Source organism: Pseudomonas sp. RIT778, assembly GCF_019718735.1.
In the GTDB taxonomy this organism is placed as follows: domain Bacteria; phylum Pseudomonadota; class Gammaproteobacteria; order Pseudomonadales; family Pseudomonadaceae; genus Aquipseudomonas; species Aquipseudomonas aphyarum.
In genome coordinates, this window is sequence record NZ_JAIHBA010000011.1 from 20,638 (window position 1) to 32,184 (window position 11,547).

9 protein-coding genes are annotated in these 11,547 nt (G+C 61.6%); 4 read left to right on the plus strand and 5 right to left on the minus strand.

Going from position 1 to position 11,547, the window contains the following annotated elements:
* Positions 1-31: 31 nt before the first annotated feature.
* Positions 32-1,192, minus strand: coding sequence for an AAA family ATPase (locus K5E37_RS08465; RefSeq protein ID WP_085608590.1), 1,161 nt, complete (start codon positions 1,190-1,192; stop codon positions 32-34).
* A 144-nt stretch (positions 1,193-1,336) separates the two neighbouring features.
* Between K5E37_RS08465 and K5E37_RS08470 the strand changes: the two genes are divergently transcribed.
* Genes K5E37_RS08470 through K5E37_RS08480 form a run of 3 tightly spaced genes read left to right on the plus strand, consistent with a single transcriptional unit; the run spans position 1,337 to position 6,551 of the window.
* A complete protein-coding gene (locus K5E37_RS08470; RefSeq protein WP_221533590.1) occupies positions 1,337-2,440 on the plus strand; it encodes an efflux RND transporter periplasmic adaptor subunit in 1,104 nt (367 codons plus the stop codon).
* Entirely contained in the window at positions 2,437-3,501 is a 1,065-nt protein-coding gene (locus K5E37_RS08475; protein ID WP_127796597.1) for an efflux RND transporter periplasmic adaptor subunit, read from the plus strand. The genes K5E37_RS08470 and K5E37_RS08475 overlap by 4 nt, the downstream gene beginning before the upstream one ends.
* Positions 3,498-6,551 carry an efflux RND transporter permease subunit gene (locus tag K5E37_RS08480; RefSeq protein WP_221533591.1) on the plus strand — a complete coding sequence of 1,018 codons (3,054 nt, stop codon included), beginning with the start codon at positions 3,498-3,500 and terminating at the stop codon, positions 6,549-6,551. The genes K5E37_RS08475 and K5E37_RS08480 overlap by 4 nt, the downstream gene beginning before the upstream one ends.
* A 26-nt stretch (positions 6,552-6,577) precedes the next feature.
* Here K5E37_RS08480 and K5E37_RS08485 read toward each other — a convergent pair whose 3' ends face one another.
* Positions 6,578-7,207 (minus strand): bifunctional 2-polyprenyl-6-hydroxyphenol methylase/3-demethylubiquinol 3-O-methyltransferase UbiG, encoded by a 630-nt coding sequence (locus tag K5E37_RS08485; protein ID WP_085608594.1) that lies wholly within the window; start codon positions 7,205-7,207, stop codon positions 6,578-6,580.
* A gap of 217 nt (positions 7,208-7,424) precedes the next feature.
* Between K5E37_RS08485 and K5E37_RS08490 the strand changes: the two genes are divergently transcribed.
* A complete protein-coding gene (locus K5E37_RS08490; RefSeq protein ID WP_221533592.1) occupies positions 7,425-8,828 on the plus strand; it encodes a hypothetical protein in 1,404 nt (467 codons plus the stop codon).
* 30 nt (positions 8,829-8,858) lie between these two features.
* Here the strand turns inward: K5E37_RS08490 and K5E37_RS08495 are convergent, their stop codons facing one another.
* From K5E37_RS08495 to K5E37_RS08505, 3 genes are read right to left on the minus strand one after another with little or no spacing between them, the layout of a single operon-like run.
* Positions 8,859-9,503 carry a methionine ABC transporter permease gene (locus tag K5E37_RS08495; RefSeq protein WP_007952752.1) on the minus strand — a complete coding sequence of 215 codons (645 nt, stop codon included), beginning with the start codon at positions 9,501-9,503 and terminating at the stop codon, positions 8,859-8,861.
* A complete protein-coding gene (locus K5E37_RS08500) occupies positions 9,493-10,617 on the minus strand; it encodes a methionine ABC transporter ATP-binding protein (RefSeq protein WP_221533593.1) in 1,125 nt (374 codons plus the stop codon). Before K5E37_RS08500 ends, K5E37_RS08495 begins: the two co-directional genes overlap by 11 nt.
* Positions 10,618-10,619: 2 nt before the next feature.
* Positions 10,620-11,429, minus strand: a complete 810-nt coding sequence (locus K5E37_RS08505; RefSeq protein WP_007952748.1) for a MetQ/NlpA family ABC transporter substrate-binding protein — start codon at positions 11,427-11,429, stop codon at positions 10,620-10,622.
* Positions 11,430-11,547: the final 118 nt, after the last annotated feature.

Consider the following 11,547-nt stretch of genomic DNA (forward strand, 5'->3'; position numbering starts at 1 on the left):
TCAGATACGGTGTGGGATCGAGAGTGTGAGGCTAATCAGGCCAATTCCACGCCGGCTCATCCAGAATCCTCTGCCCGACGATCCCGGTCTGGCCGAGGTTTTTTTCCAGCACGATGCAATTGCATTCCGGGTCTTCCTGCAACGCCGAAATCAAGCGCCGGGCATGGGACACCACCCACACCTGACACTGCTCCGACACGCGGATGATCAAGCGCGCCAGCGCTGGCAGCAGGTCCGGATGCAGGCTGGTTTCCGGCTCGTTCAGCACCATCAGCGATGGCGGGCGTGGCGTCAGCAGCGCGGCGACCAGCAGCAGATAGCGCAATGTGCCATCCGACAGTTCCGCCGCCGACAACGGCCGCAGCAATCCTTCCTGAAAAAACTCGATGGCAAAGCGTCCGCCCGCCAGCGGTGCGATATTCAGCCGTGCGCCGGGAAAGGCGTCGCTGATCGCCGCCTGCAACGCCTCGGGATCGCCGATCTCGCGGATGGTCTGCAACGCCGCTGCCAGATCGCGCCCGTCGTGGTGCAGCACCGGCGTGCGCGTGCCCAGTTGCGGCTGGCGTACCGGGGCGTCGGCGTCGCTGCGAAAGTGATCGTAGAAGCGCCAGCGGCGGATGAACTCGCGCATCTGGAACACTTCCGGCGAGGTGCGCAGGCTGCCGACCTGATCGAACAGGCTGTCGAAGTTCGGCGTGTATTGCGCCAGAACATCCCAGCCACGACCTTCACGGGCACGGATCATCGGCCCGTCGCGATCCACCAGCAGGCTGGCCGGACGATAGAGCGGCCCGGCCCAGATGCATTCCTTTTTGATTTCCGGGTCGAGGGAAAAGAACGAGAGGCTTGGCTCCGGCAATCCCAGGGCGATCGAATAGCTGAAATCTTCCCCGGCAAAGCCCAGACGCAGGCGTTTGACACCTTGGCGCACCGTGGACTGGATCGGCACTTCACCGTTGCGCATGCGACGGCTGATGGTTTCCGGCCCGGCCCAGAAGGTCGAGTCGAGCCCACCCTCTCGGGCCAACGCATTGACCACGCCGCCCTGAGCGGTTTCCGCCAACAGCCGCAGCGCCCGGTAAAGGTTGGACTTGCCGCTGCCGTTGGGGCCGGTGATCAGGTTCAGACGGCCCAGCGGGATTACCAATTTATTGATCGAGCGGTAATTGGCCACCGCGAGGGTCTTGAGCATGAAAATCCTTCTTGAGTGCCCCGAAATCCGGGTCAGGATACTCGCTGCACAGAAATGCATATATCGCCCGGACGAAGGTTGAACCCTGTTCTAAGCTCATAGTCGTATCGTCACTTGCACGTTCGTACACAGGAAGGAGTCTGCATGGCGAGTCCCGGATTGAAAACAGCGGTCATGCTGAGTCTGTTCGCTTTGTTGAGCGCGTGCGGCGAGAAAAAGGCCCCCGCCGAATACCTGCCCCGGGTCTTCGTGCAGGAGGTCAACCCCGCCAATTACGCCGCCGCTGTGACCCTCACCGGCGATGTTCAGGCCCGCGTGCAGACCGAACTGTCGTTCCGGGTCGGCGGCAAGATCATCCAGCGCATGGTCGATGTCGGTGACCGGGTCTCGGCCAAACAAGTGCTGGCCAAGCTCGATCCGAAGGATTTGCAGACCAACGTCGATTCCGCCCAGGCCCAGGTGGTGGCCGAGCAGGCGCGGGTCAAACAGAGCGCCGCCGCGTTCGTCCGCCAGCAGAAACTGTTGCCCAAGGGCTACACCAGCCAGAGCGAATACGATTCGGCGCAGGCCGCCTTGCGCAGCAGCCAGAGTGCCTTGAGTGCGGCCCAGGCGCAGTTGGCCAATGCCAAGGATCAACTGAGCTACACCTCGCTGATTGCCGATGCGCCGGGCGTCATCACTGAGCGTCAGGCTGAAGTCGGCCAGGTGGTTCAGGCCACGGCACCGATTTTCAGCTTGGCCCGGGACGGCGACCGTGACGCCGTGTTCAATGTTTACGAATCCCTGCTGGCCGAACGGCCGGCGGAGCGTTCGATCGTCGTCAGTCTGCTCGACAACCCCGCCATCAAGACCACCGGCACCGTGCGTGAAATCACCCCGGCGGTGTCTGCGCAGTCCGGCACGGTGCAGGTCAAGGTCAGCCTCGACAGCCTGCCGCAGGGGATGCAACTGGGCTCAGTGGTGAGCGCCACGGCCAAGGGCACCGGCAAGTCGGCGGTTGAATTACCGTGGTCGGCGCTGACCAAGAACGTCAGCGATCCGGCGGTGTGGATGGTCGACGATAAAGGTGAAGCGCAGTTGCACAACGTCACCGTCAGCCGCTACCTGATCGGCAAGGTCATCATCAGCGAGGGCCTCAAGGGCGGGGAAAAAGTCATTGTTGCGGGTGGGCAGTTGCTGCATCCGGGCATGAAGGTCGAAATTGCCGAAAACACCTACAAGGATCTGCAACCGGGAGTACAGCCATGAAGCGTCTGGGGCTGTTATCCATTGGCGTGTTGCTGGCCGCCTGCTCGAAAAGCGAGCCACCGCCGGAACCGGTACGGCCGGTGTTGTCGGTCAAGGTCGAAGCCATGAGCGAGGAAAACCTCGGGCGTTTCGCCGGCAGCATTCAGGCGCGCTATGAAAGCAACACCGGTTTTCGTGTCGGCGGGCGCATTGCCAGCCGCAACGTCGACGTCGGTACCGAGGTGCAGAAGGGCACGCTGCTCGCCACCCTCGATCCGTCCGATCAGCAAAACCAGCTGCGTTCGGCCCAGGGCGATCTGGCCAAGGTTCAGGCACAACTGATCAACGCCCAGGCCAATGCCCGCCGTCAGCAAGCGCTGTTCGACCGGGGCGTGGGTGCGCAGGCGCAACTGGACATTGCCATGACGGACCTGAAAACCACCCAGGCCTCACTGGATCAGGCGCGCGCGGCGGTCAATCAGAGCAAGGATCAACTCGACTACACCGAGCTGCGCTCCGATCACAAAGCCGTGGTGACCGCGTGGAACGCCGAGGCCGGGCAAGTGGTGACGGCGGGCCAGCAAGTGGTGACCCTGGCGCAACCGGACATCAAGGAAGCGGTGATCGATCTGCCGGACACCCTGGTCGATGAGATCCCGTCCGACGTGGTGTTTCTGGTGGCCGGGCAGCTCGACCCGAGCATCAACACCACGGCCACCCTGCGCGAGATTGAACCGCAGGCACAAAGCGCGACGCGCACTCGACGCGCACGGTTGACCCTGGCCAACACGCCCGACGGCTTCCGCCTCGGCACGGCGATCAGCGTCACCCTCAGCTCGGCGATCAAGCCGCGTATCGAATTGCCAGCCACGGCGTTGCAGGAGGTCGACGGCAAACCGCGGATCTGGGTCATCGACACCCAGAGCAAAACCGTCAACCCGCGCGACGTCAGCGTGATCAGCCGCACCGACAGCAGCGTGGTGCTCGCAGGGGGCGTGAAGAACGGCGAGCGTGTGGTCAGCGCCGGCGTCAACAGTCTCAAACCCGGACAATCCGTGAAACTTGACGAGGACAGTCAATGAAAGGCTCTTTCAATCTCTCCGAATGGGCCCTCAAGCATCAGTCTTTCGTCTGGTATCTGATGTTCGTCGGATTGCTCATGGGGGTGTTCTCCTACTTCAATCTGGGGCGCGAGGAAGACCCGTCGTTCACCATCAAGACCATGGTGATCCAGACCAAATGGCCGGGCGCGACCCAAGAGGAAACCCTCAAGCAGGTCACCGACCGCATCGAGAAAAAACTCGAAGAGCTCGACTCCCTCGACTACGTGAAAAGCTACACGCGCCCCGGCGAATCGACGGTGTACGTGTATCTGCGCGACACCACCAGCGCCAAGGACATTCCGGAAATCTGGTATCAGGTGCGCAAGAAGATCGACGACATTCGCGGGCAGTTTCCGCAAGGCATTCAGGGGCCGGGATTCAACGACGAATTCGGTGATGTTTTCGGCTCGGTCTACGCCTTCACCGCCGACGGCCTGACCATGCGTCAGTTGCGCGATTACGTGGAACAGGCGCGGGCCGAGATCCGCAATGTGCCGGGGCTGGGCAAGATCGAAATGATCGGCCAGCAGGACGAAGTGATCTATCTGAACTTCTCGACCCGCAAACTCGCGGCGCTGGGCATTGATCAGCGTCAGGTGGTGCAGAGCCTGCAATCGCAGAACGCGGTGACTCCGGCCGGTGTCATCGAGGCGGGGCCCGAGCGGATTTCCGTGCGGACTTCGGGGCAGTTCGCTTCGGAGAAAGACCTGGCCGAGGTCAATCTCAAACTCAACGACCGTTTCTATCGTCTGGCGGACGTGGCCGACATCACCCGTGGTTACGTCGACCCGGCCACACCTGAGTTCCGTTTCGACGGCAAGCCGGCGATCGGTCTGGCGATTGCCATGCAGAAGGGCGGCAACGTTCAGGAGTTCGGCAAGGCCCTGCACAAGCGCATTGATGAGCTGACCGCAGATCTGCCGGTCGGCGTGGGCGTACACACGGTGTCCGATCAGGCGGTGGTGGTGGAGGAAGCCGTTGGCGGCTTCACCAGTGCCTTGTTCGAAGCGGTGGTGATCGTGCTGGTGGTGAGCTTCATCAGCCTTGGCGTGCGCGCCGGGCTGGTGGTGGCGTGCTCGATTCCGCTGGTGCTGGCGATGGTGTTTGTGTTCATGGAATACAGCGGCATCACCATGCAGCGGATTTCCCTCGGCGCTCTGATCATCGCCCTCGGCCTGCTGGTGGACGACGCGATGATCACCGTGGAAATGATGGTCACGCGCCTGGAAATGGGCGAGAGCAAGGAGGAGGCGGCGACGTTCGCCTACACCTCGACCGCGTTCCCGATGCTCACCGGTACGCTGGTGACGGTCGCCGGTTTCGTCCCCATCGGTCTCAACGCCAGTTCTGCCGGCGAGTACACCTACACGCTGTTCGCGGTGATTGCCGTGGCGATGATCGTGTCCTGGATCGTGGCGGTGTTCTTCGCCCCGGTGATTGGCGTGCACATTCTCAGCACCAACGTGAAACCCCATGAAGCCGAACCGGGGCGTGTTGGCCGTGCATTCAATGGCGGTTTGCTGTGGTGCATGCGCAATCGCTGGTGGGCCATCGGCATCACCGTGCTGTTGTTTGTGCTGGCGGTGTTCTGCATGCGGTTTGTGCAGAATCAGTTCTTCCCGTCCTCGGATCGACCGGAAATCCTGGTCGACCTCAACCTGCCGCAAAACGCCTCGATCGACGAGACCCGCAAGGCCGTCGACAAGCTTGAGGCCACGCTCAAGGGCGACCCGGACATCGTGCGCTGGAGCACTTACATCGGTCAGGGTGCGATCCGTTTCTACCTGCCACTCGACCAGCAATTGCAGAACCCGTACTACGCGCAACTGGTGATCGTCAGCAAAGACTTCGAAGCCCGCGAGGCCCTGAGTCAGCGTCTGCGCGAACGGCTGCACAAGGACTTCGTCGGCATCGGCAGCTACGTGCAGGCGCTGGAAATGGGCCCGCCGGTGGGGCGTCCGATCCAGTACCGGATCAGCGGCAAGGACATCGATCAGGTGCGCAAGCACGCCATCGATCTGGCGACTGAGCTGGACAAGAACGAGCACATCGGCGAGATCATTTACGACTGGAACGAGCCAGGCAAAGTCCTGCGAATCGACATCGCCCAAGACAAGGCGCGCCAGCTCGGGCTGTCGTCCGAAGACGTGGCGAACCTGATGAACAGCATCGTCAGTGGCGCGCCGCTGACCCAGGTCAACGACGACATCTACCTGATCAACGTGGTCGGTCGCGCGGTGAGTTCGGAACGCGGTACGCCGGAAACCCTGCAGAACCTGCAGATCGTCACGCCCAATGGCACGTCGATTCCACTGCTGGCCTTCGCCACGGTTCGGTATGAACTGGAGCAGCCGCTGGTGTGGCGCCGTGACCGCTTGCCGACCATCACCATCAAGGCGTCGGTGCGCGACGAGATTCAGCCGACCGATCTGGTGAAACTGTTGAAGCCGTCCATCGACGCATTCGCCGAAAAACTGCCCGTTGGCTACAAGGTCGCCACCGGCGGTACGGTCGAGGAGAGTGGCAAGGCCCAAGGGCCGATTGCGAAAGTGCTGCCGCTGATGCTGTTCCTGATGGCGACCTTCCTGATGATCCAGCTGCACAGCGTGCAGAAGCTGTTCCTGGTGGCCAGTGTCGCGCCGCTGGGACTGATCGGCGTGGTGCTGGCGCTGGTGCCGACCGGCACGCCGATGGGCTTCGTGGCGATCCTCGGGATTCTGGCGCTGATCGGCATCATCATCCGCAACTCGGTGATCCTCGTGACCCAGATCGACGAGTTCGAGCGCAAAGGTTATGCGCCGTGGGATGCGGTGGTGGAAGCCACCGAGCACCGACGGCGCCCGATCCTGCTGACCGCCGCCGCGGCGAGCATGGGCATGATCCCGATCGCCCGGGAAGTGTTCTGGGGGCCGATGGCCTACGCGATGATTGGCGGGATCGTGATTGCGACCTTGCTGACGCTGCTGTTCCTGCCGGCGCTGTACGTGGCCTGGTACAAGATTCGCGAGCCGAAGAAAGAGGCGCAGTAAGGCGAGCGCTTTGCGCTCATCGCCAACTACACGATTTTGCGCCAGACACTCGCCAGCCAGGGCTGCTGCTCACGCGGCAGCCCCGCCGGCCGGTAGTAATGTTCCAGCTCGACGAACCCGGCAGCGGTCAACAACCCGCGCCACGCTTCAAGATCGTGATACGAGCCATAACGCGGCCCGTTCCAGCCTTCACGGTTATCCCCACGCGGATTGGAGCTGAACAGCACGCCGCCCGGTTTCAATGTCCCGTGCAACTGCTTCAAGACCCGGGGCAACTCCTGCAACGGCACATGAAACAGCACCGCATTGGCGAAGATCCCGTCGAAGCGTTCTGCCGGCAGATCCAGCTTCAGAAAGTCCTGGCACCACACTTCACAGCCACTGTCTTCCCGCGCCATCTGCGCGAATTTTTCCGCGCCGTCGAGGCCGACGGCGACGTGTCCCATCCGGGTGAATGTCTGCAAGTCCCGACCCGGTCCGCAGCCGAAATCGAGAATGGAAAACGGCGCCTCAGCCTGGATGTGCCGCAGCAGGGCGTCGATGTTCTGGCTGACATCGTGATCGCGGGTGCCTTCACGAAAATCCTCGGCCACCGAGTTGTAATGGCCGAGGGTGGTGGCGGTGATCTGTTCGAGGTCGGTAGAGGTCTGCTTCATGGTCGTCATGGGCTGAAAGGAAGATCGGCAGACTATAAGCGCTTTCGCGGTTCAGAGGATCCAGATCCGGACAAAGCACAAAACGCCGGCTCAAGTGCAATACATATTTACCGCACCTGACCGTTCCCGATCGGTTGCAATAGCGCCCACGCGATAGACGACTAGCGCGATGTCTGCCCGATTTTTTCAGGGAGATTTACTCAACAAGGATTTTTTCATGGGCAATACTCGCAAAACCTCCACCGCGTCCTCCAGCCACTGCCTGGCAGACGCCATTGCACTGCGTAAAAGATCCGGTGCTGACTTTCCCGAGTACGAACCTGCGCACAAGAGTTTTCGGGACATGGATCAAATGGATGTGGAGGCTTTTCGCCAACCGGATATGCCAGACGCCGCAGTTATTGTTTCATCCCTGCCGACCGCCGAGGTCCTGTCGGGTCGTTTCGGGGGCAGGGCGCTTGCGGACTATCGCCTGAAAGCGCCGGCCACCCTGCCTGCGCCTGATGCACTGGGGTTGAGGGTTATCAAGGGACGCACGTTCGTCGATGTCGCCCCCGGCGAGATTGTCCAGGTTCGGCAAACCGCAGCAGGCGGTGAATATCGCGCGACCTTGATGTCCGAGTGGACGGCTTCGGGACCGGTCCTGTTCTTCGATCCGCACAGCAAGAAATGGTCGCCGGAACGGGCTCGGTCATCCGGCGACGCAGGCAATGTCATCGATATCGACATCGATGAGCTCATCCGCAATATCAGGAAAGATTCGGAAAAGCACAGTCGGGTTCACACCGGTATTGATGACGCGATCGAGCACGAGACTGCAAAGGAAGCCACGCTGATTGCACGGGGGCTGAAGCAGTTTCCACCGGAGCAGGCCGCATTGATTCGCACAGAGTTGCGAGTGGTCGAAAGCGTTTTCGCTGATGCCGTTCACGCCATTGGCTTGAAATACGACGGTGCCAGCGCGGTTTACGAAAGTTTTTTTGGCGCAGGGCACCAGGCCGTGGCGCAGCAGTTCTCTGACTCGGTGGCGCGAGGTCTTGCGCTTTCCAGGGAGTACCAAGGGACTTGGGGCGAGGAAAAATTCTTCGCAGTGGAAACTGAAAACAACAGCGCCGCCTGGATGTACAAGAAGGATTTCCATGGCCGCTTCTTCCTCAACCGCAAGTACATGCAGCAAGAGATTCTAGGCATGTCCCTGGGCCATGAAATGCTGCATACCAACCGCATCGATCGCTTCAGGACCATCGGTCCCAACGCCGCGGATTTCTTCTATCTGGGTGACAGCCAGCGTGGCTTGCTGAGTCTGGAGCCGCTGACCGTCTACGACATTCCGGAGCGCAGTGTTTCCGAAGTGATCATGCGCGGTGGATTGACAGTCGAGTACGTGAACGCTTTTACGGACGATCACGACAACCTGCTGTTCGGGATCAGTGATTATCTGGGGATCGGCGACGATCTGGATCTTCAGACGGCGGTCGGCCTGTTCAATGCAAATCCGGCGCTGCGCGCGCATTTGGCCGCGAACAACGCCGACAGCATTGTTTACGCGGCAAAAAGCATGCAGGCGCTACATCGAAGCAAAACTGAATACGCGTGGCTCGACAGCCTGATCGATGATTGATGCCGGGGAGGGCAGCGCTCATCGATTGTTCTAGCGCTTGTTCAGCCCTCGCGCCAGGCGATCGCCGCCCAGTTGAATCAGCGCCACCAGCGCCACCAGCAGCACGATCACGGTCAGCATGATCTGGCTGTCGAAGCGCTGATAGCCGTAGCGATAGGCGATGTCGCCCAGGCCACCGGCGCCAATCGCCCCGGCCATGGCCGAGGAGTTGATCATCGTCACCAGGGTGATGGTGAAACCGCCGACGATCCCCGGCAGCGCCTCGGGCAACAGCACATGCCAGACGATGTGCCAGCGCCGGCAGCCCATGGCTTGCGCAGCTTCGATCAGGCCATAGTCGACTTCACGCAGGCTCACTTCGGCGATCCGCGCAAAGAACGGCGTGGCCGCGATGGTCAACGGCACGACGGCTGCCCAGACGCCGTAGGTGGTGCCGACGATCAGCCGGGTAAACGGAATCAGCGCGACCATCAGAATCAGAAAAGGAATCGAGCGAAACAGGTTCACGAACGCACCCAACGCGCGATTGAGCACCGGCGCTTCGTAGATCCCGCCCTTGTCGCTGGTGACCAGAATCACTGCCATCGGGATACCCGCCAGCAGTGCGATCAGCGACGAAACGCCGACCATCAGAAACGTGTCGATAAAACCCTGCAGCAAGCGATCAAACCACATAACCCAGCACCTCCGTGCGTTGTGCCCACTGGCTGGCACGCTGACGCAATTCCTCGGCGTTCAGCTTTGATCCCGCCACCGCCAGCAGCAATTGCCCGAGCGCGTGGCCCTGAATCCGTTCCACGCCGCCCTGGAGCAATTTCACCCGGCCACCGAGCGCGGCGAACAGCGCGGCCAGATCCGGCTCATCCTGCTGGCTGCCGGTGAACTGCAAACGCAGCACCACGGCCGCGTCGGACGACGACGGTTGCGCCTGCAAACGGCTCTGCAATTCTTCGGGCAAGGCGTGTTGCAGCGGTGCGAGCAAGGTCTGGCTGACCTCGTGCTGCGGGTTGCCGAACACTTCCCAGACCGGGCCCTGCTCGACAATGCGGCCATGTTCCAGCACGACGACGCGGTCGCAGATTTCCCGGATCACCGCCATCTCGTGAGTGATCAGCACGATGGTCAGGCCCAGGCGTTTGTTGATCTCGCGCAGCAGGCCAAGGATCGACTGGGTGGTTTCCGGATCGAGGGCCGAAGTGGCTTCGTCACACAGCAGAATGTCCGGGTCGTGCACCAGCGCGCGGGCGATGCCGACACGCTGTTTCTGCCCACCGGAAAGCTGCGCCGGATACGCCTTGTGCTTGGCTTGCAGGCCCACCAGTTCCAGCAGTTCGCGAACCTTTTTCTCCCGTTGTTCTTTCGGGACACCGGCGACTTTCAGTGGCAGTTCGACGTTCTGCCACACCGTTTTCGCTGACATCAGGTTGAAGTGCTGGAAGATCATGCCGATCCGTCGGCGCAGGGCGACCAGGCGATCCTCGTCGTACTCGCCGATGTCCACCTGATCGATCAGCACCCGGCCCGAGGTCGGTTGTTCGAGGCGGTTGATGGTGCGGATCAGCGACGACTTGCCGGCGCCGCTGCGGCCGATGATGCCGAACACTTCACCGCGCTGGATCGCCAGGTCGATGCCTTGCAGGGCGGCGACCGGGCCTTGTTTGCCGACGTAGGTTTTGCCGAGCCCGACGAAGCGCACATGGGCGCGGTTCAGTTCTGGATGCAGTTCGGTGCGCTGTGCCAGCGCGGGTGGCTCTGGAAGATCCAGTCGCCGTTGAATGGCTGCCGTCATCCTCAGCTTTCCCAACCGGCCTGGTACAGCTTGCCGTGGGCCTTATCCAGTGCGGCGCGAACGGCCGGCGAATGCTGGTAGATGTCGACGAACTTGATCAGGCGCGGGTCGGTTTTGCTCTTCGGCTGGATCACGAACTGAATCACGTATTCCTTGTGGTCGAGGCCGTCGAACAGCAGCGCGGAGCCCGCATCGAACGTCTTCGCCAGACGGATGTAGGCCGGGTAGCCCTGGACCAGATCGGCGTCATCGTAGGCGCGCACCAGTTGCACGGCTTCGACTTGCAGGATCTTGATCTTCTTTGGGTTGGCGACGATATCGTCTTCGGTGGCCTTGTAGCCGACGCCCGGTTTGAGGGTGATCAGACCGGCCTTGGCCAGCAGTTGCAGACCGCGACCGCTGTTGATCGGGTCGTTGGCGATGGCGACGCTGGCGCCCTCAGGCAGCTCGTCGAAGCTTTTGTATTTCTTCGAGTACAGGCCGACGTTGTTGATGATGCCCGGGGCGAATGGCACCAGGTCGAAGCCGGAGGCGGCCTTGGCGTTTTCCAGGAACGGGATGTGCTGGAAGTAGTTCACGTCGATGTCACCGGCGGCGAGGCTGACGTTCGGCGCGATCCAGTCGGTGAATTCCACCAGCTCGACTTTCAGGCCTTGTTTGGAGGCCTCTTCGACGGCGGCTTCCAGCGGAATCGCGAAGGCGGCGGTGGTGCCGATTTTCAACGGGGCATCGGCGGCGAACACCGCCGAGCTGAACAGGCCGAAGGCCAGGGCCAGTGCTTTGACTGGGTGGGACAGGAGCTTCTTGGTCATGGTGGTTTTCCAGTCAGTGAATTTAGCCTGATCGCTCCCACGCTCCGCGTGGGAGCGCGCCTCAATGGACGCTCTGCGTCCGCTGTCGGGACGCAGAGCGTCCCAAGGCTGCATTCCC

Excerpts from the sequence above, each read along its gene's own strand:
- K5E37_RS08465 (WP_085608590.1), bottom strand. The coding sequence starts at position 1,192 with ATGCTCAAGACCCTCGCGGTGGCCAATTACCGCTCGATCAATAAATTG.
- K5E37_RS08470 (WP_221533590.1), top strand. The coding sequence starts at position 1,337 with ATGGCGAGTCCCGGATTGAAAACAGCGGTCATGCTGAGTCTGTTCGCT.
- K5E37_RS08475 (WP_127796597.1), top strand. The coding sequence starts at position 2,437 with ATGAAGCGTCTGGGGCTGTTATCCATTGGCGTGTTGCTGGCCGCCTGC.
- K5E37_RS08480 (WP_221533591.1), top strand. The coding sequence starts at position 3,498 with ATGAAAGGCTCTTTCAATCTCTCCGAATGGGCCCTCAAGCATCAGTCT.
- K5E37_RS08485 (WP_085608594.1), bottom strand. The coding sequence starts at position 7,207 with ATGAAGCAGACCTCTACCGACCTCGAACAGATCACCGCCACCACCCTC.
- K5E37_RS08490 (WP_221533592.1), top strand. The coding sequence starts at position 7,425 with ATGGGCAATACTCGCAAAACCTCCACCGCGTCCTCCAGCCACTGCCTG.
- K5E37_RS08495 (WP_007952752.1), bottom strand. The coding sequence starts at position 9,503 with ATGTGGTTTGATCGCTTGCTGCAGGGTTTTATCGACACGTTTCTGATG.
- K5E37_RS08500 (WP_221533593.1), bottom strand. The coding sequence starts at position 10,617 with ATGACGGCAGCCATTCAACGGCGACTGGATCTTCCAGAGCCACCCGCG.
- K5E37_RS08505 (WP_007952748.1), bottom strand. The coding sequence starts at position 11,429 with ATGACCAAGAAGCTCCTGTCCCACCCAGTCAAAGCACTGGCCCTGGCC.